The 25,672-nt window shown below is 69.5% G+C and carries 23 protein-coding genes; 21 read left to right on the top strand and 2 right to left on the bottom strand.

Features of this window, described 5'->3' with window-relative positions:
- Positions 1–51 precede the first annotated feature (51 nt).
- Entirely contained in the window at positions 52–1,590 is a 1,539-nt protein-coding gene (gene eccD, locus D7316_RS07660) for a type VII secretion integral membrane protein EccD (RefSeq protein ID WP_408609993.1), read from the bottom strand.
- Positions 1,591–1,706: 116 nt separating this feature from the next.
- Between eccD and eccCa the strand changes: the two genes are divergently transcribed.
- The 21 genes from eccCa to groL all read left to right on the top strand — a co-directional run bounded on the left by eccCa (position 1,707) and on the right by groL (position 24,824).
- Positions 1,707–5,789 (top strand): type VII secretion protein EccCa, encoded by a 4,083-nt coding sequence (eccCa, locus tag D7316_RS07655; protein ID WP_124707756.1) that lies wholly within the window; start codon positions 1,707–1,709, stop codon positions 5,787–5,789.
- A complete protein-coding gene (locus D7316_RS07650; protein ID WP_331852563.1) occupies positions 5,786–7,090 on the top strand; it encodes a type VII secretion-associated protein in 1,305 nt (434 codons plus the stop codon). The genes eccCa and D7316_RS07650 overlap by 4 nt, the downstream gene beginning before the upstream one ends.
- Positions 7,091–7,261: 171 nt before the next feature.
- Positions 7,262–7,705: a 50S ribosomal protein L13 gene (rplM, locus tag D7316_RS07645; RefSeq protein WP_124707755.1), complete on the top strand. Its 444-nt coding sequence runs from the start codon at positions 7,262–7,264 to the stop codon at positions 7,703–7,705.
- Positions 7,702–8,289: a 30S ribosomal protein S9 gene (gene rpsI / locus D7316_RS07640; protein WP_124707754.1), complete on the top strand. Its 588-nt coding sequence runs from the start codon at positions 7,702–7,704 to the stop codon at positions 8,287–8,289. Before rplM ends, rpsI begins: the two co-directional genes overlap by 4 nt.
- A 2-nt stretch (positions 8,290–8,291) precedes the next feature.
- On the top strand, positions 8,292–9,635 hold the full coding sequence (gene glmM / locus D7316_RS07635; RefSeq protein ID WP_124707753.1) for a phosphoglucosamine mutase: 1,344 nt from the start codon (positions 8,292–8,294) through the stop codon (positions 9,633–9,635).
- Positions 9,629–10,330 carry an HAD family hydrolase gene (locus D7316_RS07630; protein ID WP_124707752.1) on the top strand — a complete coding sequence of 234 codons (702 nt, stop codon included), beginning with the start codon at positions 9,629–9,631 and terminating at the stop codon, positions 10,328–10,330. The genes glmM and D7316_RS07630 overlap by 7 nt, the downstream gene beginning before the upstream one ends.
- Before the next feature lie 27 nt (positions 10,331–10,357).
- Positions 10,358–11,374 (top strand): NAD-dependent epimerase/dehydratase family protein, encoded by a 1,017-nt coding sequence (locus tag D7316_RS07625; protein WP_124707751.1) that lies wholly within the window; start codon positions 10,358–10,360, stop codon positions 11,372–11,374.
- A gap of 151 nt (positions 11,375–11,525) precedes the next feature.
- A complete protein-coding gene (locus tag D7316_RS07620) occupies positions 11,526–11,861 on the top strand; it encodes a hypothetical protein (protein ID WP_124707750.1) in 336 nt (111 codons plus the stop codon).
- Positions 11,858–12,886: a hypothetical protein gene (locus D7316_RS07615; RefSeq protein ID WP_124707749.1), complete on the top strand. Its 1,029-nt coding sequence runs from the start codon at positions 11,858–11,860 to the stop codon at positions 12,884–12,886. The genes D7316_RS07620 and D7316_RS07615 overlap by 4 nt, the downstream gene beginning before the upstream one ends.
- A gap of 13 nt (positions 12,887–12,899) precedes the next feature.
- Positions 12,900–13,154 carry a hypothetical protein gene (locus D7316_RS07610; protein ID WP_124707748.1) on the top strand — a complete coding sequence of 85 codons (255 nt, stop codon included), beginning with the start codon at positions 12,900–12,902 and terminating at the stop codon, positions 13,152–13,154.
- A 90-nt stretch (positions 13,155–13,244) separates the two neighbouring features.
- On the top strand, positions 13,245–14,117 hold the full coding sequence (locus tag D7316_RS07605) for a dienelactone hydrolase family protein (protein ID WP_124707747.1): 873 nt from the start codon (positions 13,245–13,247) through the stop codon (positions 14,115–14,117).
- Positions 14,118–14,140: 23 nt separating this feature from the next.
- Positions 14,141–16,003, top strand: a complete 1,863-nt coding sequence (gene glmS, locus D7316_RS07600; protein ID WP_124707746.1) for a glutamine--fructose-6-phosphate transaminase (isomerizing) — start codon at positions 14,141–14,143, stop codon at positions 16,001–16,003.
- A 10-nt stretch (positions 16,004–16,013) separates the two neighbouring features.
- Positions 16,014–17,480 (top strand): NAD(P)H-hydrate dehydratase, encoded by a 1,467-nt coding sequence (locus D7316_RS07595; protein WP_124707745.1) that lies wholly within the window; start codon positions 16,014–16,016, stop codon positions 17,478–17,480.
- Positions 17,481–17,543: 63 nt separating this feature from the next.
- Positions 17,544–18,677, top strand: coding sequence for an alanine racemase (alr, locus tag D7316_RS07590; protein WP_124707744.1), 1,134 nt, complete (start codon positions 17,544–17,546; stop codon positions 18,675–18,677).
- Positions 18,655–19,800 (top strand): alpha/beta fold hydrolase, encoded by a 1,146-nt coding sequence (locus D7316_RS07585; RefSeq protein ID WP_124707743.1) that lies wholly within the window; start codon positions 18,655–18,657, stop codon positions 19,798–19,800. Before alr ends, D7316_RS07585 begins: the two co-directional genes overlap by 23 nt.
- Complete coding sequence (gene tsaE, locus D7316_RS07580) at positions 19,797–20,258, top strand: tRNA (adenosine(37)-N6)-threonylcarbamoyltransferase complex ATPase subunit type 1 TsaE (RefSeq protein WP_124707742.1); 462 nt, start codon at positions 19,797–19,799, stop codon at positions 20,256–20,258. The genes D7316_RS07585 and tsaE overlap by 4 nt, the downstream gene beginning before the upstream one ends.
- The gene (tsaB, locus tag D7316_RS07575; protein ID WP_124707741.1) at positions 20,243–20,968 is read left to right on the top strand and encodes a tRNA (adenosine(37)-N6)-threonylcarbamoyltransferase complex dimerization subunit type 1 TsaB; all 726 of its coding nucleotides are present in this window, start codon (positions 20,243–20,245) and stop codon (positions 20,966–20,968) included. Before tsaE ends, tsaB begins: the two co-directional genes overlap by 16 nt.
- Positions 20,965–21,462 carry a ribosomal protein S18-alanine N-acetyltransferase gene (rimI, locus tag D7316_RS07570; protein WP_124707740.1) on the top strand — a complete coding sequence of 166 codons (498 nt, stop codon included), beginning with the start codon at positions 20,965–20,967 and terminating at the stop codon, positions 21,460–21,462. Before tsaB ends, rimI begins: the two co-directional genes overlap by 4 nt.
- Positions 21,459–22,511 carry a tRNA (adenosine(37)-N6)-threonylcarbamoyltransferase complex transferase subunit TsaD gene (tsaD, locus tag D7316_RS07565; protein ID WP_124707739.1) on the top strand — a complete coding sequence of 351 codons (1,053 nt, stop codon included), beginning with the start codon at positions 21,459–21,461 and terminating at the stop codon, positions 22,509–22,511. Before rimI ends, tsaD begins: the two co-directional genes overlap by 4 nt.
- Positions 22,512–22,794: 283 nt before the next feature.
- Entirely contained in the window at positions 22,795–23,094 is a 300-nt protein-coding gene (gene groES, locus D7316_RS07560; protein WP_006334733.1) for a co-chaperone GroES, read from the top strand.
- A 119-nt stretch (positions 23,095–23,213) separates the two neighbouring features.
- On the top strand, positions 23,214–24,824 hold the full coding sequence (groL, locus tag D7316_RS07555) for a chaperonin GroEL (protein ID WP_124707738.1): 1,611 nt from the start codon (positions 23,214–23,216) through the stop codon (positions 24,822–24,824).
- A gap of 141 nt (positions 24,825–24,965) precedes the next feature.
- On the opposite strand, the gene D7316_RS07550 is transcribed toward groL, so the two are convergent.
- On the bottom strand, positions 24,966–25,262 hold the full coding sequence (locus D7316_RS07550; RefSeq protein ID WP_124707737.1) for a WhiB family transcriptional regulator: 297 nt from the start codon (positions 25,260–25,262) through the stop codon (positions 24,966–24,968).
- Between the last annotated feature and the right edge of the window lie 410 nt (positions 25,263–25,672).

The raw sequence follows: 25,672 nt of genomic DNA, 5'->3' as shown, positions 1-25,672 counted from the left end.
GGACGTCGGAGGCGGGGCGGGTGGGCCGGGTGTACACCGTGCCTGCCCACGTCAGATCTCCCGGACGATCCGGTACAGGTCGAGAATCCACAGCAGCAGCGGCACGATGATCGCGACGAGGATGTATTCGATGATCTCGGCGCTGCGCCGCATCACCGGCGAGAACTCCTGCCTGGGCGCGACGACACCGAGGACCAGGGCTCCGGCGACCATCGCCATCCCCACCGCGAACGCGATGACGGGCCAGTTGTCGGCCCCGAAAGCGAAACCGGTGGCCAGCGCGATGAGCGCCAGTGAACCGCCGGCGATCAGGAAGGCGGCCTGGGCGAGGTCGCTGTGTGACCGCCCGCGCAGACAGAGGACCACGGCGATGATGGCGGCGAACGCCGCGGTCTTGGGGGCGAAGCCGGTCAGCGGGGCGGCGGCGAGGACGGCGCAGACCGCGCTCACCAGCGTCGTACCGGCGACGATGCCGGTCAGATAGGCGTTCGCGACGAACGAACGGCGCTCGAGGGCATCGGCTTTCGGAAGTGCCATCGCACCGATCGCGCCGATTCCCTCGATGGCGGGCTTCGGTTCGATGTCCTCGGTGTCGATCGCCGCGCCCGCCGTGGGTACCGGTGGCAGGGGCAGCTTGGCCAGCATGATGGTGGCCCGCGGGGCGAGCGCCACCACGAGCAGTCCGACGGCGGCCAGGACCGCGGCGACGTCGGGCACCGTCGCGTCGAGCAGGAGTTCGGCGGCACAACCGAAACCGGCGAGCAGCGTGGCCGTGGTGACCGCGCTGTGCAACGCGGGTCCCACCGCGGTCAACCGATAGGAGACGACCGCGGCGACCAGTGTCAGTGCGCATCCGAGGGTGAGGTGGGCGGACCCGAACCGGCCGGGTGTCAGGAGCATGCCGGTGACGAAGACGAGCGGCATGGCGGCCGCGGCGAGCACCGCGGCACTGGTCTCGTCGCGGTAGTACCGGGCGACGATGGTCCCGGCGGTGAGCAGCGCGACTGCGGCGAGCGCGCCGAGGCCGGCGATCCACACGGCTCCGCTGGTGGACCGGAAGGCGCCCAGCGAGACCGCCGCGGCGATCGCGGCGAGGATGGCGACGGTGTGTCCCGCATATCGCGCGGCGGTCGGTGACCAACTGGCGAAGTGAGATTCATTCAAACGAGCGACAGCGTCGACGACGTCGTCGAACAGCGCCGGCGATTCACCGGTGCGCGTGGAACGGAGAACGAGCAGGTCACCGTCACGGATGCCGGATTCCGCCAGCGACCTGTTCGGGGCGATCTGCTCCTGTCCCACGAGACCGAGGGTCCAGCGGTTCTGACGGTCGTACGGGCGACCGTCGGCGCCGTCCGGATCGTCGGGGTCGCGGCGTGCGGGATTACGGGACTCGATCTGCGCGACGACATCGGGGATGAGTGCCGCAATGGGCAACGCCGCAGGTAGACCCACATCGAGCTGTGTGTTCCCGCCCAGGATCGAGACCCGCACGAGTTCGGGCTCGATGCCCGCGTCGCCGCGCGCACCGGCGCCGTGTCCCTGGCCCGGCGATCGAGCCGTCATCGCTTGCGCATCCAGAGTCGACATCTGGTGGATCCTCCCCGCCCGGTTCGCGGTTAACATAGCGAACCGCGTCAATTGTGTACTAGTGCGGCCCGGCCGGATCAATTCGGATCCGCCGGGGCGGTCGGGGGGAACATCGAGTGGTCGCCACAACGGAGGGGTTTGTCCGTCGACCCCGGATCACGCCTCCGCGCACTCCCGGCGGCGAGCTGAACATCGCACCGCCGCCGGATGTGCCGCGGGTGGTCCCGGGCAACATGCTGATGAAGTTGCTGCCGGTGGTGATGGTCGTCGCGGTGGTCGGGATGATCGCGATGATGTTCGCGACCGGTGGCCGAAACATCCTGGCCAATCCGTTGTTCATGATGTTCCCGCTGATGATGCTGATGTCGATGTTCGGCATGTTCGCCGCAGGAGGTCGCGGCGGTGGCAAGCGCGCCGCCGAACTGAACGAGGAACGCAAGGACTACTTCCGCTATCTCGGCCAGACGCGTGCGCAGGTTCTCGAGACCGTCGATGCCCAGCGGGCGGCGTTGTCGTGGAGCCATCCCGATCCGGCCGCGTTGCTCGAGATCGTGGGCACCCGCCGGATGTGGGAGCGCCGTCCGACCGACAGCGATTTCGCCCATGTCCGTGTCGGAGTGGGGTCGCAGCGGCTGGCGACCCGGCTCATGCCGCCGGAGACGGGCCCACTCGAGGACATCGAGCCGGTGTCGATGGTGGCGTTGCGCCGCTTCGTGCGCACCCACTCCGTGGTGCACCGGCTCCCGACGTCGATCTCGCTACGCGGTTTCCCGGCGGTGAACATCGAGGGTGCGCGGCAGGAGACCCGCGATCTCGTGCGGTCGATGGTGGTGGAGCTGTGCGCGTTCCACGGTCCCGACCACCTGCACATCGTCATCATCACCGGTGACCCGGCCGGCGAGGCCTGGGATTGGGCGAAATGGCTTCCGCACGTTGGCCATCCGACACTGCGGGACGGTTTGGGCGCGATGCGGATGATCTATCCGACACTCGCCGACTTCGAGAACTCGATGGCCACCGACCTGCTGGAGCGCGGCCGGTTCAGCCGTTCCGCTCCGCCGACGCCGGGTAGGTCGCATCTGGTGGTCATCCTCGACGACGGCTACGTCGCCGGCGACGAGCGGCTGATCAACGACGCGGGGATGGAAGGGGTGACGGTCCTCGACCTGACCGCACCACCGGACGGACTCGCCGCGCGCCGGGGTCTGCAGCTCGTGGTGCGGAACCGGAAGGTGGCCGCGCGCAGCGCCTTCGGCGTCGAGGAATTCGCCGACATGGACTCGCTGACGATTCCGGAGGTGGAGACGCTGGCCCGACGTATGGCGCGCTACCGGCTCGCCACCGCGGCGGCCCTGGCGAACCTCGAGTCCGAGGCCACCTCGAGCGACCCGGGACTGCCTGCGCTCCTGGGTATCACCGATGCGGCACGGTTCGATCCCGCGGTGTACTGGCGCGGTCGGACCGGCCGCGATCGCCTGCGGGTGCCGATCGGATACACACCCGGCGGCACGCCGGTCGACCTCGACATCAAGGAGAGTGCGCACGGTGGCATGGGCCCGCACGGTCTGTGCATCGGCGCGACCGGCTCGGGCAAGTCCGAGTTCCTGCGCACCCTGGTGCTCGCGATGCTGGCCACCCATTCACCGACCGAGCTGAATCTCGTACTGGTCGACTTCAAGGGCGGTGCGACCTTCCTCGGGCTGGAGTCCGCCCCGCACGTGGCGGCGATCATCACCAACCTCGAGAACGAACTCCCGCTGGTGGACCGCATGAAGGACGCCTTGTCCGGCGAGATGAACCGCCGCCAGGAGCTGCTCCGGTCGGCCGGCAACTTCGCCAATGTCACCGACTACGAACGTGCCAGGGCGTCCGGCGTGCGGCTCGAACCCCTGCCCGCGTTGTTCATCGTCGTCGACGAGTTCTCCGAACTGCTCTCGCAGAAGCCCGATTTCGCCGAGCTGTTCGTCGCGATCGGTCGTCTCGGCCGGTCGTTGCACATCCATCTGTTGCTGGCCTCGCAACGTCTCGAAGAGGGCAAACTCCGCGGGCTGGACAGTCACCTGTCGTATCGGATCGGTCTGAAGACGTTCTCGGCCAACGAATCCCGCTCGGTGCTGGGCGTGCCGGACGCCTACCACCTACCGAGCGTGCCCGGTTCGGCATACCTCAAATGCGACTCGGCCGAACCGGTGCGATTCAACACCTCCTACGTGTCCGGGCCGTACTACTCGCCGGTCGCCGCCGACGGCGCGATCGACGACGGCCCCGTCTACAACGGTCCGCGCGGACGGATGAAGGTGTTCACCGCACTCCCGGTCCCGCTGGAGGACGGTGCCGCGAGTTCGTCGGTGCTCGACCAGGCGCAGGCGCTGCTCGACGAGGAGCCACCGACCACCCCGGACCTGCCCGCCTACGACGACCCGGCCGCGGCGGCGGTGCCCACCCTGCTGGACACCCTCGTGGGTCGCATGGCCGGCCATGGTCCGCCCGCCCACGAGGTGTGGCTGCCGCCGCTCGACGAGTCGTCGACCGTGGATCAGCTCGTCGGGCGCCGGGACTGGACGACCCCCGGCGCGGCGGGCGATCTGCGGATCGCCATCGGCATCGTGGATCGACCGTACGATCAGCGCCGCGACCACCACCGCCTGGACCTGAGTGGGGCGGCGGGCAACGTCGCGGTGGTCGGTGGACCACAGTCGGGCAAATCGACGGCGCTGCGGACGATCATCATGTCCGCCGCGGCCACCCACACGCCCGAGCAGGTGCAGTTCTACTGCCTCGATTTCGGTGGCGGTAGCCTCGCGTCCGTCGCGGGACTGCCGCACGTGGGGTCGGTCGCGTCGCGGGGCGACATGGACGCGGTGCGCCGCACCGTCGCCGAGGTCGGCGCGATCGTGCGCGGTCGGGAACTGTTGTTCGCCCGACTGGGTATCGAATCGATGCGCGACTACCGCGCGCGACGGCAGAACTGGTTCGCCGGCGGTGGGCTCGACCCGTCCGATCCGCTGGCCGGGGACCGGCACGGTGACGTGTTCCTGGTGCTCGACGGCGTCGGTGTCCTGCGCAATGAACTCGACTTCCTGGAAGAACAGATCAACACGATTGTGCAGCAGGGTCTTTCCTACGGCGTGCACGTGATCGTCTCGGCGTCGAGGTGGGCCGAGGTCCGGCCGGGGGTGAAGGACCTGATCGGCAGCCGGATCGAGCTGAAGCTCGGTGATGCGATGGATTCCGACATGGGCCGCCGCGCCGCGGCGTTGGTGCCGCACAGTCGGCCGGGACGCGGACTGACGCCCGAGGAACTGCACATGCTGATCGCGCTGCCGCGCCTCGACGGCGTGCCCTCACCCGAGTCGCTGCCGGCCGGTGTCCAGCACGCCGTGGACCAGCTCGCCGGTGCGTACCGCGGGCGCGAGGCCATGGCGGTGCGCAAACTCGGGGTCGAGATCGCCCAGCAGGAGGTCGACGAACTGGTGGCGAACGCGGGGATCACCCTGCGGCCCAATCAGGTTGCCGTCGGTGTCGGCGAGCTCGAACTCGCGCCCGTGGTACTCGACTTCACCAGCCAACCGCATTTCATGCTGTTCGCCGACGTCGAGCACGGCAAGACGACGCTGTTGCGCAACATCGTGCGCGGACTGGTCCGCAACTCGACGTCCGAAGAGGTGAAGATCGTCTTCATCGACTATCGGCGGACGATGCTCGGCATCATCGAGGGCGACCACCTCGGCGGCTACGCCAGTTCGGCCAACAAGGCGGCGCCGATGATGGTGCAACTGGCCGAGATCCTCAGTGCGCGGCTCCCGCCGGAGGACGTGACGCCCCAGCAGCTACGGGACCGGTCGTACTACACGGGCGCGGACGTGTACCTGGTCATCGACGACTACGACATGGTGGCGGCGGCGTCGGGCAACCCGCTGCTGCCGTTGGTCGATCTGGCCGCCCACGCCCGCGATATCGGGTTCCACATCATCGTGGCGCGCCGCTCGGGTGGCCTCGGACGGGCGATGTTCGACCCGCTGATCGGACGCCTCAAGGACCTGTCCTGCGACATCCTGCTGATGAGCGGCGACCGCGACGAGGGCTACATCACGGGTCGGGTCCGTATGCAGCAGCTCGTGCCGGGGCGCGGTGAGCTCATCTCCCGGACGCGGCCGCAGGAGATGATCCAGGTCGGCTACGTCGAACCCGAGGTGTGACCGTCGTGGTACCCGCCGCGCGACGACCGACGGTGGTCGACCTCGCCTACGGGCAGCTACACCTGACCGGTGCGCGCACGACCGATGTCACCGCCCTGCTCGATGCCGTCGACGTCCCGACCGTCACGGTCGGTGGTGTGCGTCGCTACGGCCATCAGGCCTGGCAGGCCGTCTGGCACGACCTCGGCCTGCCGGATCACGGCCCGGACGGCCCGCTGCCGGTGGTGATCGGCTATCCGAGTACCTGGGGCCGGCTGCGCTCGTCGGTGCTGCACCGCGCCACCGCGGACCTGCCGACGACGGTGACCCTCGTCCCGCGTGCGGTGCTCATCGCGCGCAGTCACTCCGACGGCGCGATGCAACGCTGCGCCGTGGTCGAGACGACGCACCGGCCGACCCTGGCATCCGACCCCGCCCGGCCGCACCGGGCGCGGTGGGACGTGGCGCGTCTGCGCCGGACCGCGGCCGGGTGGCAGATCGAGGCGACCGAGGTCATCGAACCCGACGCGTCCGACGTCGCCGCAGTGACCGAGTCCATCGTCGACGACTCGGTGGAGGCGGTGTTCGTCGACGGCGCCGACACCGCGGAGGTGACCCGGGCCGTCGAGGTCGTGTCGACGCATGCCGTCGCCGGCCGGGTGCTGGCGGTCGACCGCGAGCTGATCAGGCGCTACGGAGGGCGCACCGGACGTACCGAGTCGGGCGACCCACCGGTGGCGCCCGTGGTCGGCCCGGCCCCCACGGCGCCACGGCGCCCGACCGGCCGGTGGATCTGGGCCGCGGGCGCGATCGCCGTCGCGGTGGCGGTGATCGCCGGGGGAGTCGGGTTCCTGCAACGCGGCGGCGACGACGCGGCCCCGGAGCGGCGGGTGACGCTGGGGCGCACGAGCGTGGTGGTACCCGCGGATTGGCGGCAGACCGAACTGGGTGCGTCCGATCGCGGGGGCGACCGGGCCGACCGCACCGTGTTCGCCGACCACGACGACGGGCGAAGGATCCTGGTGGTCCAGAGCGAGGTCCGGTCCGACTCGACGCTGGCGTCGGTGGCGACCAGCCTGGGCAATCGGATACGGCAGCGCGGCGACGACGTCGTCACCGAGTTCTCGCCGACCACCCGGTTCATGGGTCGCGACGTGATCAGCTACCGGGAGGCGCCGGCCTCGGGTACCGCGATCCGTTGGTACGTCCTCGTCGACGACGGACTGCAGGTTTCGGTCGGCTGTCAGGCCGGCGGTGCGGGCGAGGCGGTGGATGTGCAGTGCGAACGAGCGGTGTCGTCGGTCCGGATCGCGCCGGAATGAGGTCGTTTTGACCCTGACCAGCGCGCTCGCGTAACCTGGACCGCTGGTGCGTGGCATCTCTCGGCAGGCGACTGTCAGGGATCGTCGAGGCCCGGGTCCCCACTGGTCGCCGGGAGCAACCTCTGCCATCGCATCCGACCAGCACCCACATCTGAAGAGTTGAGGACAACTGTGCCCACTTACACCCCGAAGGCCGGTGACATCACGCGTGCGTGGCATGTCATCGACGCCACCGACGTGGTGCTCGGACGGCTGGCCGTGCAGAGCGCGAACCTGCTCCGCGGCAAGCACAAGCCGACCTATGCGCCCCATGCCGATGGTGGTGACTTCGTCGTCATCATCAACGCCGAGAAGGTCGCGCTGACCAGCAACAAGGCCGAGCGCAAGCTGAACTACCGCCACTCCGGGCATCCGGGTGGGCTCAAGGTCCAGACCACTGCGGAACTCCTGGAGAGCCACCCCGAGCGCGTGGTCGAGAAGGCCATCAAGGGCATGCTGCCCCACACCAAGCTCGGTCGCGCGATGGCGTCCAAGCTGAAGGTCTACGCAGGCCCGAACCATCCCCACGAGGCCCAGCGGCCCGTGCCCTTCGAGATCAAGCAGGTGGCCCAGTGAGCAACGAGAACATCAGCGACGAGGCGGTCGAGGCCGCCGTGGACAACGCCGCCGAGGTCCAGGCCGCTGCCGGTGACGACACCGCTGCCGCCGAGTCCGCGGTCGAGCAGGCCGTCGAGGCCGTCGAGCAGGCCGCCGATGACTACGACACCGACGTCGAGGCGGCCCCGGCCGATTCGCGCGAGCCGGTCGTCATCGACCGCCCGATCCAGACCGTCGGCCGCCGCAAGGAGGCCGTGGTGCGGGTGCGCCTCGTGCCCGGTACCGGTCAGTTCCAACTGAACGGTCGCACCCTCGAGGAGTACTTCCCGAACAAGGTGCACCAGCAGCTCATCAAGGCGCCGCTGGTCACCGTCGAGCGCACCGAGTCGTTCGACATCTTCGCCAAGCTCGTCGGTGGCGGCCCCTCGGGCCAGGCCGGCGCGCTGCGTCTCGGCATCGCTCGCGCGCTGATCGAGGTCACCCCCGATGATCGTCCGGCCCTGAAGAAGGCCGGCTTCCTCACCCGTGACCCGCGTGCGGTGGAGCGCAAGAAGTACGGCCTGAAGAAGGCCCGCAAGGCGTCGCAGTACTCCAAGCGCTGATCTTGGCACGCCTTTTCGGAACCGACGGCGTCCGGGGCCTGGCCAACGACGAGCTCACTCCCGAGCTCGCGTTGCGCCTGGCCTCGGCCGCCGCGGTCGTTTTCGCCGAGGATTCACGAGACCGCGACTCGCGCCCCCGCGCGGTGGTCGGTCGTGATCCCCGGGCTTCCGGTGAGATGCTGGAGGCCGCCGTCTGTGCAGGCCTCGCGGCGACGGGTGTCGACGTGATCCGCGTCGGCGTCGTCCCGACGCCCGCGGTCGCATACCTGACCGCGGACTATTCCGCCGATCTCGGTGTGATGATCTCGGCGTCGCACAATCCCATGCCGGACAACGGCATCAAGTTCTTCTCCGCCGGTGGGCACAAGCTCGACGACGCGGTCGAGGACCGCATCGAGGCGGCCATGGACGCCGACTTCGACCGACCGATCGGCGCCGCCGTCGGTCGCGTCCTCGACGCACCTGATGCGGGTGAGCGCTACCGCAAGCATCTCGCCGCGTCGATCGATCATCGGCTCGACGGCCTGACCGTCGTGGTGGACTGCGCTCATGGCGCAGCCTCCGAACTCGCGCCCCAGGCATACGAGGACGCGGGCGCGACCGTGATCGCGATCCACGCCACGCCCGACGGTCTCAACATCAACGACGGCTGCGGATCGACCCACATGGGCAAACTGCAGGCCGCGGTGCTCGAACACGGCGCCGACCTCGGCCTCGCCCACGATGGTGACGCCGACCGGTGTCTGGCGGTCGACTCGACGGGTGAGATCGTCGACGGCGACGCCATCATGGCCATCCTCGCGACCGCTCTCAACGGGCGCAACCGACTGCGCGACAGCGTGCTGGTGACGACGGTGATGAGCAACCTTGGCCTGCACATCGCGATGCGCGAGGCCGGGATCACGTTGCGCACCACCGCTGTCGGCGACCGCTATGTGCTCGAGGAACTTCGTCGCGGCGGCTACTCGCTCGGCGGCGAGCAGTCCGGGCACATCGTCGTCCCGGGCTCGGGTACCACCGGCGACGGCATCCTGACCGGGCTCCTGCTGATGGAACACATGGCCGCAGGCGCACAGCGACTCGCGGACCTGGCCGGCATCATGACGGTACTGCCCCAGGAGTTGATCAACGTGCGGGTGGGCGACAAGCACGCCGTCGCACAGTCCCAGGCGGTCAAACAGTCGGTCACCGACGCCGAGGCCGAACTCGGCGACAACGGCCGCGTGCTGCTCCGTCCGTCCGGTACCGAGCAACTCGTCCGCGTCATGGTCGAGGCGGGTAGCGCCGACACCGCACGGTCGGTCGCGCGGCGCATCGCCGGGGTTGTCGAGGCCGCGGGATCGTGAGCACTCCGAAAGCAGTACTCTTCGACTTTTCCGGGACACTCTTCCGGTTCGAGGCGCGCGACGACTGGTTCGCCGGGCTGCATGACGAACACGGCAACGAGTTGCACCTCGATGCGCAGGCGCAACTGATCCGGCGGATGACCCAGCCGGTCGGACTGCCCTCGGTGATCGACGGCGATGACCGGATTGCCTGGGAGCAGCGGGATCTCGACCCTGCCCAGCACCGTCGCGCCTATCTCGCGATGCTGCGTGCGTCCGGACTGGCGACGCCGGGTCACGCCGAGCAGCTCTACGGCAGGGTGCTCGACCCGCATTCGTGGCAGATCTTCCCCGACACCGAGGCCGTGCTGCGCGGCCTGCGTGTGGCCGGAATCCCGGTGGGCGTGGTCAGCAACATCGCGTTCGACCTGCGGGAGGTGCTCGCCCTGCACGGCATCACCGACATCGTCGACGCGTACGCGCTGTCGTTCGAAGTCGGTGCGATCAAACCGGATCCGCGGATCTTCCACGCCGCGCTCGATCCGCTCGGCGTGGCGCCCCGTGACGCGCTCATGATCGGCGACAGCGACGAGGCCGACGGTGGCTCGCGGGCGATCGGCTGCTCTTTCGAGCTCGTCCACGACGTTCCACCCGCCGAGCGCCCGACCGCGCTGCTCGACGCGGTGCGTGCGCACGACGTCGAGATCACGGTCTGAGTTCCTGACGGAGGGCAGGGTTGCACCATGTCCGAACTCGTCCTGGTCACGGGTGGCAGCGGGTTCCTCGGCGGGTGGACCGTGGCCGAGTTGGTACGTCGGGGTCGCCGGGTGCGGACGACGTTGCGCGATCCGGGCAAGCGTGCCGACGTGGTCGACGCCGCCGGGCGACTGGGTGGTTCGACCGACCTGCTCGAGTTCGCCACCGCCGACCTCTGCACGGACGACGGCTGGGCATCGGCCATGGCCGGTGTCGACCTCGTCCTGCACATCGCGTCGCCCAGCGGGGCGGAGCTGTCGAGCGATCCGACCCGTGTCGGCGCCGTGGTCGACGGCACGACCCGCGTCCTCGAGGCCGCGACCGTGGCCGGGGTACGGCGGGTGGTGGTGACGTCGGCGGCGAACGCAGCGAATCCGGCGTCGTTCGACGACAACATCGTTTCCGATGAGAGTCAGTGGAGCGCAGTGGAATTCGAGGACGATGTGATCCCGGTCCGATTCGCGAAGACGATTGCGGAGCGTTCGGCGTGGGAGTTCGTGGACGCCCCGGACGCGCCTGAGCTCGCCACGATTCTGCCGGGTGCCGTTCTCGGCCCGCTCCTCACGCCGTCCGCCCTGGGCTCGGCCGGGATCATCGCCCGCATGCTCGAGGGACGCGCACCCCGGTCGCCCAACATCGGCGTCGAGGTCGTCGACGTCCGGGACCTGGTCGACCTGCACCTGCGCGCCCTCGACCATCCGGCGGCCGCGGGTCGACGCTTCCTCGGTACGGGAGAGTTCCTCTGGATGCGCGACATCGCCAGGATGCTGCGCGCGGATCTCGGTGATCAGGCGGCGAAGGTCGGCACCGGAGGCATTCCCGACCGGCTCGTCCGTCTGGCGGCCCGGCGCAGCCCGGAACTGCGCCGTATCGTCCCGATCCTGGGACGCACGAATCGGCACAGCGCGGACAGGGCGCGGGAGGTCCTCGGGTGGCGGCCTCGTCCCGCACGCCAGACGGTGCTCGACTGCGCGCGCAGTCTCGTCGAGCACTCGGTGGTGTGAGGGCCGGGCGGGTGGCGACCCGAACCGGTCGCGAGCGGACCCGGTGGAACCGCGCCCGCACTTCGCGCGTCTAAACTTCAACGCCAGTCGTGCGCGACAATCGGTCCGGTCGCCATCGATCCGGTTCGTAGGGCGCGGAGAAGGGGGAGCGATGGGCGACGCCGGTATGACCGTGGACACCGACGAGGTCGCTCGGGTCGTCGGGTTCTATCACCGTGCGGCAGAGGTCGTCGGTGCCGCCGCAGACGACATCCGCCGCCACGATCTCGGTGGCTGGGCGGTCGGGGAGGACTATCGCGAGCTGGGTGACCGATACCGCGAGATGGGTCGGGTGATCGCGGATCGCCTCACCGAGCAATCGCGTGCCGCCGGCCGGCTGTCCGACACGCTCGGTCGCGGGCTCTCGACCCTCATCGCCGCCGATCACGAGGCGGCGGACGACGTGGGCCGCGCCGCCGGTCGCCGTCGGGCGGCGGGCGAGTCATGAGCACAGCGACGGATTCTCTTGCCGCGCTTCGGGATCAGGCAGTCGCCGGGGTCGAGGATCTGATCGAGGTGCTGTCGCTGGGTGCCACGCTCGGCGCCGAGGTGACCGAGGCGGCTCAGGTCCGTCACCCGTTTCGCAGGGTCGGGGCATTCGGCGTGGCCGGTCTCGCCGCCGACAGTCACCGACTCACCGCCGCGCACCGCGCCGTGGCCGACCATCTGCATCGGCTCCCCGAACAGCAGGTACGACTCGCTCGCGGGTGGACGGGAGACACGGGGGTCCATGCGGTCACGGCAGTCGTCGAGCATCAGCGTCGGGCGGAATCGGATCTGTACGTGTTGCGCACCCTGGCCGAGGCCACGAGCGCGGCGTCCGCCGGGATCGATCAACTCCTCCGTACCTGGTACCTGACGGTCGCGCGGCTGTCCGCCCCGCTCGTGGCGGGGATTCCGGTGGCGGCCGTACCGGAGGCGATCGTCACCGGGGCTTTGCCACTCGGCGTGGTGATCGACGACATCGCGTCGCGTGCCCGGCTCTACTTCACCTCCGCCGACGCGACGGTCACCGGCATCGACGAGATCCTGACGCACCTCAACCGGGTCACCGAGACGATGGACGTCGAGCCCTACCCCGACGACCAGGTGGTCGAGTCGACCGCGCAGACCGCCACCGGCTCCGGGACCGATGAGGCCCCGCACCACCATCAGCCGCCGGGGAGCGCGGAGAACCCGGAGACCGAGCGTCCCGACGTCCCACTGCGGCTGACACCGTCGTCGGGGTCCACCCCGGACGTCGCGCCACCCCCGGCACCCGCTGCACCCCTGGCACCCCCAGAGCCCCCACCCCCACCCCAGGAGGCCCGTTCGGCGCCCGCCGAGGACGCGGGGCTCGCACCCCACGAGACCTCGCCGCAGTCGGCGACCGGCGGGCACGCCCGGCCGGACGCGCCGGCGTCGGCCGTTCCCGGCGAGTCCGATCCCTCGGACTCCTCCGGCGGCGACCTGGCGCTGGCCGGCGACGAATGAGAGCCTGGGCCCGATGAACCTCGCAGATCAGATCGAAGCGATCGCGCGGCGGGCGACCGCACAGGTCATCGCTGCGTCGCACACCTATTCGGATGTCCAGCGCCGGTTGGCCGCCGAACTGGCGGAGCATCGGCACAGCACGGATCCCGACGTGCGCCTGCGCGAGAAGCTGCGGCAGGAGGCCGACGTCGCGGACGCCCCGCCGCGGATCATGCTGCCCGCCGACGTGGCCGAGGCCAGTCCCCATCGATCGGCGACGGACGAATAGGCTGTCGGTGTGCCGGGAACGAAACCAGTGCAGTCCAGGTCAGCGCGCACGTCCCGTGGCGGGAAGCCGTCGAGGTCGCCCGACCGGCTGATGACGGAATTGGCGCGTCGTGGCCCGCATCGGGTCCTGCGCGGCGACCTCGGCATCGTCGGGATGCGGGGGCAGGTCTTTGCGCCCGAGAGTGGCCGGGGTCTGCCGGCGATCGCGGTCGGGCACACCTGGCTGGCGGACAGCAAGCGATATCGGGACCTGCTCTACCACTTCGCATCCTGGGGCATCGTGGCCGTCGCGCCCGACGGCAACAGCGGTGTCCTGGCGTCGGATGTCGGACTTGCCGCGGAGCTGCGGTCCGCGTTGGCGATCGTCTCGCATGTGCCTCTCGGCCTGGGCGCGGTGACGGTGGACGCCGACCGGGTGGGCGTCGTCGGCCACGGTTTCGGCGCAGCGGCGGCCGTCCTGGCCGCCAGCGACCAATTGATCGCCGGCCAGCCCGCGGTGCCGGTGTCCGGCGTGGCGGCACTCTTCCCCGCGCCGACGACGTCGGTGCTGCTGCCTGCCGCGGGTCTGGTCACCGCGCCCGGCCTCGTCGTGGCCGGTGCCGGCGAACTCCACACCGTCGAGAGCAACGCGCTGCCGCTGGCCCAGGCCTACGGCGGCGATGTGGTGTTGCGCACCGTGCCCCGCGCGCATGCCCGAGATCTCCTCGAGCGGCGCACCGTGAAGGCGTTCATCGGGATGAACGGGTCGGACCGGGCGGTGCACGGGCTCATCCGAGCGGTCTGCACCGGATTCCTGCTGCACACCGTGGCCGGCGACCCCGTATACCAGGCGTTCTCCGATCCCGAGTCAACCCTCGGCAAACTCGGCGTCGTCGACGTCGTCGACCCGCCCGCGCAGGCGGTCGACCCGGTGTCCCACCTGCTGGGTGTCAAGCCGCGCAAGCGGCGGGGCCGGAAGCGGTGAGATCACAGGTACCCTGACTGTCTATGTGTGGAATCGTCGGATACGTCGGTCGGCGCGATGCGCTGGACATCGTGGTCGAGGCACTTCGGCGGATGGAATACCGCGGATATGACTCGGCCGGGGTGGCAATTCTCGACGGTGCGGGCCGCACCGCGGTCGAGAAGAAGGCCGGTCGACTCGAGAACCTGGACAAGCAGATCGCCACGATCGGGCCGGAGAACCTCAGCGGCACGACCGGCATGGGTCACACCCGCTGGGCCACCCACGGCAAGCCCACCGACCGCAACGCCCACCCGCATGTGAGCACCGACGGCAAACTCGCCGTGGTCCACAACGGCATCATCGAGAACTACGCGCCGCTGCGGGCCGAACTCGAGAACGCCGGGATCGAGTTCCTCTCCGACACGGATACCGAGACCGCGGTGCATCTGGTCGAGAGCTTCTACGCGACGGGCCCGACCGCCGGGGACTTCGTGTCCAGCGCCTACGCCGCATTGCGCCGTCTGGAGGGCGCCTTCACCCTGGTCTTCACCCACTCCGATCATCCGGACACGATCGTCGCCGCCCGACGGTCCACCCCGCTGGTGGTGGGGGTCGGTGACGGCGAGATGTTCGTCAGCTCCGACGTCACCGCTTTCATCGAGCACACCCGCGACGCCGTCGAACTCGGTCAGGACGAGGTGGTGGTGATCACCGCCGACGACTACCGCATCTCCGACTTCGACGGGGATCCGCGCGCCGGCAAGCCTTTTCACATCGACTGGGACCTGGCGGCCGCGGAGAAGGGCGGCTTCGACTTCTTCATGCTGAAGGAGATCGCCGAGCAGCCGGCCGCGTTGGCGGACACCCTCCTCGGACACCTCGAGGGCGGACGCATCGTTCTCGACGAACAGCGCCTCACCGACGACGATCTGCGCGATGTGGACAAGGTCTTCGTGGTGGCCTGCGGCACCGCCTACCATGCCGGGCTGCTGGCCAAGTACGCGATCGAGCACTGGACGCGGCTGCCGGTGGAGGTCGAGCTGGCCAGTGAGTTCCGATATCGCGACCCGGTGCTGGACCGGTCCACGCTCGTCGTCGCGATCTCCCAGTCCGGCGAGACCGCGGACACGCTGGAGGCGGTCCGCCACGCCAAGGACCAGAAGGCCCGCGTCCTGGCCATCTGCAACACAAACGGTGCGCAGATCCCGCGGGAATCCGATGCCGTGCTCTACACCCATGCCGGACCGGAGATCGGTGTCGCGTCGACGAAGTGCTTCCTCGCGCAGATCGTCGCGGCCTACCTGGTGGGTCTCGCGCTCGCCCAGGCCCGCGGCACCAAGTACGCCGACGAGGTGGCCCGCGAGTTCGCCGCGATGGAGGCCATGTCGGACGTCGTGACCGAGGTGCTCGGCACCATGACACCGGTGCGCGACCTGGCCCGTTCGCTGGCTCATCACAACACGGTCCTGTTCATCGGCCGGCACGTCGGCTACCCGGTCGCCCTCGAGGGCGCACTGAAACTCAAGGAACTCGCCTACATGCACGCCGAGGGCTTCGCCGCCGGTGAGCTCAAACACGGACCGATCGCGCTGATCGAGGACGGTCTGCCGGTGATCATCGTGATGCCGTCCGCGGAAGGACGCGCGTTGCTGCATTCGAAGATGGTCAGCAACATCCGGGAGATCCAGGCCCGTGGGGCCCGCACCATCGTGATCGCTGAACCCGACGACGTCTCGGCCGCCAAGGTCGCCGATCACTTCATCCCGATCCCCAAGACGCCGACCCTGTTGCAGCCGCTGGTGTCGACGGTCCCGCTGCAGGTCTTCGCCGCGACGGTCGCCCAGGCCCGCGGCTACGACGTCGACAAACCGCGCAACCTGGCCAAGTCGGTCACCGTCGAATAGCCGCCGGTCGATGCCGATCCGCTATCTCGATGCAGAGGCCGTCCGGCAGGCCGAAGCGGCGACCGGTGACCTGCTGACCGGCGGCACGCTGATGCGGCGCGCCTCGGCCGGGGTCGCGGCCGTGATCCTCCGCGAGCTCCGTCGCACCGGTGGCTGTTACGGGCGGCGCGTCGGGATCGTCGTGGGTGCCGGCGACAACGGCGGCGACGCCCTCCATGCGGGTGCCGTTCTGGCGCGACGAGGTGTCGCGTGCACCGCGGTGCTCCTCGCACCCGAGAAGGCCCATCAGGGCGGCCTGGCCGCGTACCGAAATGCCGGCGGCCGCATCGACGATGCGTTGCCCGAGGGACTCGACCTGGTGATCGACGGTGTCGTCGGGATAGGCGGCCGTGGACCGCTGCGACAGGGCGCCGCAGCCGTGTTCGCGCGCCTGACCCCGGCCGAGTCCGGGGGCCCCCTCATCGTTTCGGTCGACCTCCCATCCGGTGTCGATGCGGATACCGGGGTGGTGCACGATCCCGCGGTACGCGCATCGATCACCGTCACCTTCGGCGTCCCGCGAAACGCCCACCTGCTCGCGGCACCCGCGTGCGGACGGGTGGAGGTCGTCGACATCGGCATCTCCGCCGACGCAGTCACGTCGAATGCCGATGCGGCGCCGCGGTTGTCGTCGCTGACCGATGCCGAGGTCGCTCGGTGCTGGCCCGTGCCCAGCCCGTCCGACGACAAATACAGTCAGGGTGTCGTCGGGGTGATCGCGGGCTCGGCGCGCTATCCCGGTGCCGCGATCCTGGCGACCGGGGCTGCGGTCACCGCGACGTCGGGGATGACCCGCTACGTCGGCACCGCCGCCGACGAGGTGGTCTCGCACTACCCGGAGGTCGTCGCCGCCCGGACCCTCGATGACGTCGGCCGGGTGCAGGCCTGGGTCGTCGGACCGGGTGCCGGCACCGACGACGACGCTCTCACGGTCCTCCGCGCACTCCTGGGAACCGACCTGCCGGTGCTCGTCGACGCGGACGGGTTGACCGTTGTCGCCGAGCACCCCGAACTCGTCGTCGGCCGGACCGCGCCGACCCTGCTCACCCCGCATGCGGGTGAGTTCGCACGACTCGCAGGAGCCGAGGTCGGTGCCGATCGTCTGCAGGCGGTCGCGGACCTGGCGACGCGCTGGCGGGTGACCGTTCTCCTGAAGGGTCGGATCACCCTGGTCGCCGATCCGACCGGGGCCGTGCTCGGTAACGATGCGGGTGGTTCGTGGGCGGCGACGGCCGGTGCCGGCGATGTCCTCTCCGGCATCGCCGGTGCACTCCTCGCCGCGGGCCTGCCGCCACAGCTCGCGGGTGCCGCGGCGGCGCGAGTGCATGCGCACGCAGCCGACCTGGCCAGTCGCGGAGCGCCGATCGGGGCGTCGAACCTGCTGGGTGCGGTCCGCCCGGCCATTCGCGATCTCCGCGACACCCTCTCGGCAGGGTGATGGGGCCCACCGTGGGATCGCACAGGTGAAAACCACCCGCAGCGGTCTGGGACAATGGAGCCGATGACCCCATCCGCCCTGACCGCGACCATCGATCTCGATGCCATCGCCCACAATGTCGACGTCGTGCGCACCGCTGCGCACGCCGACGTGTTGGCGGTGGTCAAGGCCGATGCCTACGGCCACGGCGCGTTGCCGGTGGCGGAGACGATGCTGGCCGCGGGGGCCAGGGAACTCGGGGTCGCGCACATCGCGGAGGCCCTCGCGTTGCGGGCCGGCGGAGTCGACGCACACATCACGTCCTGGCTGCACGCCCCGGGCGCCGATTTCGATGCGGCCATCGCGGCGGACATCGACATCGCGGTGTCGTCCGGACGGCAACTCGACGCCGTCGTCGCCGCGGCGACACGGCGGTCCGCGCCGGCGACGGTCACCGTCAAGGTCGACACCGGACTCAACCGCAGCGGGGTCGCCGCCGACGAATGGGCCGATTTCGCCGAATCGCTGGCCAACGCCCGGGCCGACGGTGCGGTCGTCGTCCGGGCGATCATGTGTCACCTGGCGCGCGGCGACGAGCCCGACCATCCACTGAATTCTGAACAGGCGCAACGCCTGGACGATGCCGCCGCCGACCTGCGCCGGCTCGGCGCCCGGCCCGAGATCATGCACATCTCGAATTCGCCTGCGGCGCTGACCCGTCCGGACCTGTCGCGTGACCTGGTGCGACCCGGGATCGCGTTGTACGGCCGGACCCCGGTGCCCGAGCGGGGGGATTTCGGGCTCGTCCCCGCGATGACTCTGACCGCCGAGGTTGCCCTGGTGAAGAAACTCCCTGCCGGGCAGGGCGTTTCCTACGGTCACACCTGGGTGTCCCGGGAGGACACCACCATCGCGGTGCTCACCGCAGGCTATGCCGACGGAGTTCCGCGGCTGCTGTCGGGCCGGATCGCCGTCGGGATCAACGGGCGCTCGTTCCCGGGTGTGGGACGAATCTGTATGGACCAGTTGGTCATCGACCTCGGGCCCGACGGCGGCGGGGTCGCCGAGGGGGACCGCGCCGAGCTGTTCGGCAACGGCCGCGACGGCGGCGTCACGGCGCGCGACTGGGCGGACACGATCGGCACGATCGACTACGAGATCGTCTCGGGTATCGGCGCGCGTGCGGTCCGCGAGTATGTGGGCGGCGCCCGTGGATGACACGCAGCGGATGGGTTGGCTGGCCGGCGTCACCGGTGTCGCGGCGCTGGGGGCGGTCGCCGCCGGTGGGGTGGCCCGCAACGTCGCGCGACGCCGCGCCCGGGGGCTCGTCGATCCGTTCGCCGACGTCGATTTCACCACGATGTACGACGATCTCGACACGACGGTGAGCGCCGACGACGGACTCGAGCTCGCGGTACGGACGGTGACCACCGGCCCGGCCGGCGCGGACCCCGACCACGTCGAACCGGAGCTGACCGTCGTGTTCGTGCACGGGTTCAGCCTGCGCATGGCCAGCTGGCATCTCCAGCGGTATGCGCTCGCGGAGCGCTGGGCCGACCGCTCGATCCGGATGGTCTTCTTCGATCATCGGGGGCACGGCCGCAGTGATCCGGCGCCTGCCGAGACCTGCACCATCGGCCAACTGGCTGATGACATCGCAGCGGTGATCCGGGCGGTCGCGCCGACCGGCCCGATCGTGCTGGTCGGCCACTCCATGGGCGGAATGGCCGTGATGGGTCTGGCGCGGCGCGACCCGGCGCTCTTCGGGCCGAATGGGCGGGTGACCGGAGTCGCGCTGGTGGCCACCGCATGTCGGGAGCTGACCGAGGAGGGACTCGGCGAGGGGCTGACCAATCCGCTCCTCGACGCGTTCCGGCTGTCGGTGCGCCACGCGCCTGCCCTGGTCCGGGCCGGACGTGGCGTCACCCGGCTGGCCGTCGAGCCGGTGCTGATCGCCGCGAGTTTCGGCGGCGACTTCTACAGCCCCACCGCCGGCCGGGCGGTGGAGAAGATGATCCAGAACACCCCGATCGAGACGATCGTCAACTTCCTGCACGCCCTCGAGGACCACGACGAGTCCACCGCCCTGCCGGTCCTGGCGCAGGTGCCGTCGGTGGTGGTGTGCGGCAACGAGGACCGTCTCACGCCGCTGCCGAAATCGGTTCGGATGTATGCCGAGCTCGGCGAGGACACCCGGCTCGTGGTGGTCGAGGGCGCCGGGCACATGGTGCCGATGGAGAGCCCGGACCAGGTCACCGAGGCGATCGCCGACCTGGTCGACCGTGCCCGCGCGGCGGCACCCCAGCCACGCCGGCGCTGGTGGAAGAGGTTGGTCCGATGACCGAGGGGATCACGGACGGGGAACACGGCTCGCGCACCCTGCCCGAGGTGGCCGACACCGAAGCGCTCGGCAGCGAGCTCGCCGCCACCCTGCGCGCCGGTGATCTGGTGATCCTCGACGGCCCGCTGGGAGCCGGGAAGACCGCGATGGCACGGGGTCTCGCTGCCGGACTGGGAGTCGTCGGCCGTGTCTCCTCGCCGACGTTCATCATCGCGCGTGAACATCGTCCCGGGCGCCCGGGATCGCCGGGCATGATCCACGTGGACGCGTACCGGCTCGGTGGACTCGACGAACTCGACGCGCTCGATCTCGACACCGACCTGACGAGCTCGGTCGTCGTCGTGGAATGGGGCGAAGGCGTCGCCGAACATCTCGCCGAGCGGTATCTGCGGGTGCGGCTGGGTCGGGAGCCCGAGTCGGAAGTCCGTACCGCGCACTGGGAATGGGTGGACCGCTGATGCAGATCCTGGCCATCGACACATCGAGCGATGCCGTGGTGACCGGTGTCGCGAACCTCGCTGACGGGGACCGGCACCCCGCGGTGCTCGCCGAGCGGGTGGTCGCCGACGGCCGACGGCATGCCGAGGTGCTCACCTCACTCATCGGCGAGGTCCTTGACGAGTCCGAGGTGAGCCGGTCCGATCTCGATGCCGTCGTCGTCGGGTGCGGTCCCGGTCCGTTCACCGGGCTGCGCGTCGGGATGGCGACCGCGGCCGCCTTCGCGGACGCACTCGGACTATCCGCGTACGGGGTGTGCTCATTGGATGCGATTGCCGCACAGGAGTTCTCATCTGATCGAGCGATCAGTTCGTTGCTCGTCGTCGCCGACGCGCGACGTCGCGAAATCTATTGGGCGCGCTATGCCGAAGGTGGTGCCCGGGTGACCGGTCCCGACGTCACCGCGCCGGCCCGGGTGGTCGCCGACCTCGCGGACGCACCCATCGATCTGGTGGTCGGTTCGCCGGCCCACGCCGAACTCTTCGGGCGGCCCATCGGCGTCTCGACCGTGCCCTCGGTGACCGGCCTCGTGCTCGCCGCCGTCGACGACCTCCGTTCGCCGCCGGAGCCCGCACCCCTTGTCCCGCTGTATCTGCGGCGGCCGGATGCGGTGGAACCCAAGAAGAAGCCGCGTGGCGCGGATCGACCGCACCGGGAGGTGGCCCGATGACGACCTCGGAACTGCTGATCGACGAACTCGACTACTCCGACATCCCGCGCTGCGCGGCGCTGGAGAAGGAGATGTTCGCCGACGATTCTCCTTGGCCCGCAACCGCGTTCCGTGCGGAGCTGAACGCCCCCTACAACCGCTACTTCGCCGCGCGGGAGCGGCCAGGAACAGAACTCGTCGGCTATGCCGGCATCTCGACACTGGGTTCGGCCGGAAACCACGAGTGCGAGATCCACACGATCGCCGTCGCGCCCTCGCATCGCGGCTGCGGATACGGCCGTGCGCTGCTGTCGGCCCTGCTCGCGGTGGCCGACGACTGTGGCGCACCGGTGTTCCTCGAGGTACGCACCGACAACGACACCGCGATCGCACTGTACGAGCGTCACGGCTTCGCGCGATCCGGGATTCGTCGGAACTACTACCAGCCTTCGGGCGCCGACGCGTACACCATGGTCCGACCGGCGTCGGCCCGGGAGTCCGGGGGCGCCCGATGATCGTGATGGGGATCGAGAGTTCCTGCGACGAGACGGGTGTCGGGATCGTCCGGTGGGATCGTGACGGAGCCGGTGACGGAGGCCGCGGCACCGCGGAACTGCTCGCCGACGAGGTGGCGTCGAGCGTGGACGAACACGCCCGCTTCGGTGGGGTGGTGCCCGAGATCGCGTCGCGGGCCCACCTGGAGGCGATCGTGCCGACGATGCAGCGCGCCCGCGAGGCGGCCGGCATCGATCGTCCGGATGCGATCGCGGTGACGATCGGGCCGGGGCTGGCCGGCGCGTTGCTGGTGGGCGTCTCCGCGGCGAAGGCCTACGCCCTGGCCTGGGACGTGCCGTTGTACGCGATGAACCATCTCGGCGGGCACGTCGCGGTGGACACCCTCGAGCACGGGCCGATGCCCGAGTGCGTGGCGCTGCTGGTGTCCGGCGGGCACACCCACCTGCTGCACGTCACCGATCTCGCGCGACCGATCGTCGAACTCGGCACCACGGTCGACGATGCGGCGGGGGAGGCGTTCGACAAGGTGGCCCGACTTCTGGATCTCGGGTTCCCGGGCGGGCCGGCGCTCGATCGTGCCGCAGCCGAGGGGGATCCGACGGCGATCGCCTTCCCGCGCGGGATGACCGGTCCACGCGACGCACGATACGACTTCTCGTTCAGCGGACTGAAGACGGCGGTCGCGCGGTACGTCGAGAAGTGCGATCGGGAGGGCGTCGGGGTCCCGATCCCCGATGTCGCGGCGTCGTTCCAGGAGGCGGTGGCCGACGTCCTCACGATGAAGGCCATCCGCGCCTGCACGGATCTGGATGTCGACACCCTGGTGCTCGGAGGCGGGGCGACCGCGAACTCGCGAATCCGTTCGATGGCACAGGAGCGCTGCGCCGCCGCGGGGGTCACGTTGCGAGTCCCGAAACCGCGACTCTGCACCGACAACGGCGTGATGATCGCGACGCTGGGTGCCCACGTCATCGGCGGGGGAGCAGAGCCGTCACCACTGACCGTGGCGACCGACCCCGGGATGTCGGTGCAGGTCAGCCAGCTCTGACCCGGGACGTCGGAGGGCACGGTGCCGACGGTGGCGCACTGCGCCGGGCATCCGGAGTCGGTCGACACGGGTGTCGTCGCGGTGGTTTGCCTGCGCCGTTCGCCGAGGGCGGATCGACTTTTGCAGCCTGTGCCCTTGAGTGCTGGCACTCTCATGTATAGAGTGCTAGTGGCACTGGGTGAAGCCTCGTACACCCGCGACGGCGGGGCGTGAACTCAGAGCCATGAACGTGCAATTCGAGAGATCGTTCAACAACTCTGTACGAAAGTTGAGGACCCACATCGTGGCGAGCGTGAACATCAAGCCGCTTGAGGACAAGATCCTGGTGCAGGCCGTGGAGGCAGAGACGACCACCGCGTCTGGTCTGGTCATCCCGGATACCGCCAAGGAGAAGCCGCAGGAAGGCACCGTCATCGCGGTCGGCGAGGGACGGGTGACCGAGCAGGGCAACCGTGTCCCGGTCGACGTCAAAGAAGGCGACACCGTCATCTACAGCAAGTACGGCGGCACCGAGATCAAGTACGCCGGTGAGGAGTACCTGATCCTGTCGGCACGTGACGTGCTGGCCGTCATCGGCAAGTAAGACCCGCGAGATACTTCGTGTGTCGACCGCCCCGGTGCCCTCGTCGGGCGCCGGGGCGGTGCCGTTCCCTGCGGTGCTGACCACCCCGACTCTGCTTCCTTCTCACCCGAAAGGGACCCATGCCCAAACAGATCGAATTCGACGATGTAGCGCGCCGCGCGCTCGAGCGCGGCATCAACCAACTTGCCGACACGGTCAAGGTGACCCTCGGCCCGCGTGGCCGGCACGTCGTGCTGGCCAAGGCGTTCGGCGGCCCGAATGTCACCAATGACGGCGTCACCATCGCGCGCGACATCGACCTCGAGGACGCCTTCGAGAACCTCGGCGCCCAGTTGGTCAAGTCCGTGGCGACCAAGACCAACGACGTCGCAGGCGACGGCACCACCACCGCGACCGTCCTGGCCCAGGCGATGGTGACCGGCGGCCTTCGTAACGTGACGGCCGGCGCCAACCCCATCGCGCTCGGTGCCGGGATCGGCAAGGCGGCCGATGCGATCAGCGAGGAGCTGCTCCGCGTGGCCACCCCGGTCGACGGCGAGAAGGCCATCGGCCAGGTCGCGACCGTGTCGTCGCGGGACGAGGAAGTCGGCGTCATGGTCGGCAAGGCGATGACCCGCGTCGGCGTCGACGGTGTCGTCACCGTCGAGGAAGGCTCCGGCCTGCTGACCGAACTCGACATCACTGAGGGCGTGCAGTTCGACAAGGGCTACCTGTCCCCGTACTTCGTCACCGACGCCGACAGCCAGGAAGCGGTCCTCACCGACGCGCTCGTGCTGATCTACCGCGACAAGGTCAGCTCCCTGCCGGAGTTCCTGCCGCTGCTGGAAAAGGTTGTCTCGGCGGGTAAGTCGCTGCTCGTCATCGCCGAGGACGTCGAGGGCGAACCGCTGTCGACGCTCGTGGTGAACTCCATCCGCAAGACCATCAAGGCCGTCGCCGTGAAGGCGCCGTTCTTCGGAGATCGTCGCAAGGCGTTCCTCGAGGACCTGGCCGTGGTGACCGGTGGCACCGTGATCTCCTCCGACATCGGCGTGAACCTCGCCGACGCCGAGCTCGACCTGCTGGGTTCGGTCCGTCGCGTGGTCGTCTCCAAGGACACCACGACCATCGTCGAAGGTGCCGGGACCGCCGAGGAGATCGCCACGCGCGCCGAGCAGCTGCGTCGCGAGATCGAGAACAGCGATTCCGACTGGGACCGCGAGAAGCTGGCCGAGCGGCTGGCAAAGTTGGCCGGTGGCGTCGCGGTGATCCGCGTCGGTGCTGCCACCGAGACCGCGCTCAAGGAGCGCAAGCACCGCGTCGAGGACGCGGTGGCGGCGGCGAAGGCCGCGGTCGAGGAGGGCATCATCCCCGGCGGCGGCACGGCCATCGTGCAGGCCGCGAAGGTGCTCGACAAGCTGGCCGACGAGTTGCCCGAGGACGAGGCGCTCGGTGTGCGGCTGGTCCGTGACGCCGTCCGCGCGCCGCTCTACTGGATCGCATCCAACGCCGGCGTCGACGGCGCCGTCGTGGTGGCCAAGGTCGCCGAGACGGGCAAGGGCTACAACGCCGCCACACTCACCTACGGCGACCTGCTCGCCGAGGGGATCATCGATCCGGTGAAGGTGACGCGTTCGGCAGTGGTGAACGCCGCATCGGTGGCTCGGATGGTGTTGACCACCGAGACCGCGATCGTCGATCAGCCGGAAGAGGCGGCCGGTGGGCAGGGTCATCACGGCCACGCACACTGACCGCTGCGGCAGCTGACCTGACCGACACCAACGGGGGCATCGATCCAGTCGGATCGATGCCCCCGTTGGCGTCGAGTGGAATGGTCAGGGCGTTGACCCCGGCGGACTGACCGGTGACGGTTCTCCGCCGTGCGGGTCGGTCTAGCTGGCGATGCGGCGGCCGACGCCGCGCTTCATCAGCATGCTGCGCTCGGACTCGGAGAGTCCGCCCCAGATGCCGTACGGCTCGGCGACGGCGAGGGCGTGTTCGCGGCACTGCGCGATCACCGGGCACTGGTGGCACATCTCCTTGGCGCGCCGCTCCCGCTGCGCACGTGCACGACCGCGCTCGCCGTCGGGGTGGAAGAACATCGAAGAGTCCACTCCGCGACATAGGCCCTGCATTTGCCAGTCCCAGATGTCTGCATTGGGGCCGGGGAGAAGGTTGGGCTGAGGCATGACAGCGACTCCTTGTCTGCGAGTGGCACGTGAATGAATCAGTGGCGCGAAACCCACAGTAGGCAAGACGAAGAAATAGAGTCAATCCCGCCAAATGGGTGCTCCGCGATGATGAAAATTCGAGAAATGTTAACGGGATGTTGTGCAACCGGACCGGCATACCATATGCGGAAAAGGGCCTGATCTCACCCCCTTCGCATGTCCTGACAATCCCCGTTGACCTGGCAATTCCTCTGGCGGAAGTCACTTTTCGCCGACGGTGCCGTTCGATGACGGTGACGTGACACAACGACGAGCGTGTAACACGCATGAAATCCGAAGATTATGCGTAGGTGACTTATGGGGAGAATTAATGTTTGTGACGGCAGGTTAAATTCATGCAAACTGGAACCGGTTCCTTCTCGGCAAAC

The organism is Gordonia insulae (assembly GCF_003855095.1).
In the GTDB taxonomy this organism is placed as follows: domain Bacteria; phylum Actinomycetota; class Actinomycetes; order Mycobacteriales; family Mycobacteriaceae; genus Gordonia; species Gordonia insulae.
The sequence above is the reverse complement of the archived record's forward strand: the minus strand, read 5'-3'. Positions and strand labels throughout refer to the sequence as shown.

Bases quoted from the DNA above. Each gene is read 5' to 3' on its own strand.
- tsaD (WP_124707739.1), top strand. From the start codon at position 21,459: ATGATCGTGATGGGGATCGAGAGTTCCTGCGACGAGACGGGTGTCGGG.
- glmS (WP_124707746.1), top strand. From the start codon at position 14,141: ATGTGTGGAATCGTCGGATACGTCGGTCGGCGCGATGCGCTGGACATC.
- eccD (WP_408609993.1), bottom strand. From the start codon at position 1,590: ATGTCGACTCTGGATGCGCAAGCGATGACGGCTCGATCGCCGGGCCAG.
- D7316_RS07595 (WP_124707745.1), top strand. From the start codon at position 16,014: ATGCCGATCCGCTATCTCGATGCAGAGGCCGTCCGGCAGGCCGAAGCG.
- rimI (WP_124707740.1), top strand. From the start codon at position 20,965: ATGACGACCTCGGAACTGCTGATCGACGAACTCGACTACTCCGACATC.
- tsaB (WP_124707741.1), top strand. From the start codon at position 20,243: ATGGGTGGACCGCTGATGCAGATCCTGGCCATCGACACATCGAGCGAT.
- D7316_RS07620 (WP_124707750.1), top strand. From the start codon at position 11,526: ATGGGCGACGCCGGTATGACCGTGGACACCGACGAGGTCGCTCGGGTC.
- D7316_RS07585 (WP_124707743.1), top strand. From the start codon at position 18,655: ATGTGGGCGGCGCCCGTGGATGACACGCAGCGGATGGGTTGGCTGGCC.
- groL (WP_124707738.1), top strand. From the start codon at position 23,214: ATGCCCAAACAGATCGAATTCGACGATGTAGCGCGCCGCGCGCTCGAG.
- D7316_RS07605 (WP_124707747.1), top strand. From the start codon at position 13,245: ATGACGGAATTGGCGCGTCGTGGCCCGCATCGGGTCCTGCGCGGCGAC.
- D7316_RS07625 (WP_124707751.1), top strand. From the start codon at position 10,358: ATGTCCGAACTCGTCCTGGTCACGGGTGGCAGCGGGTTCCTCGGCGGG.
- tsaE (WP_124707742.1), top strand. From the start codon at position 19,797: ATGACCGAGGGGATCACGGACGGGGAACACGGCTCGCGCACCCTGCCC.
- alr (WP_124707744.1), top strand. From the start codon at position 17,544: ATGACCCCATCCGCCCTGACCGCGACCATCGATCTCGATGCCATCGCC.
- D7316_RS07550 (WP_124707737.1), bottom strand. From the start codon at position 25,262: ATGCCTCAGCCCAACCTTCTCCCCGGCCCCAATGCAGACATCTGGGAC.
- D7316_RS07610 (WP_124707748.1), top strand. From the start codon at position 12,900: ATGAACCTCGCAGATCAGATCGAAGCGATCGCGCGGCGGGCGACCGCA.
- D7316_RS07615 (WP_124707749.1), top strand. From the start codon at position 11,858: ATGAGCACAGCGACGGATTCTCTTGCCGCGCTTCGGGATCAGGCAGTC.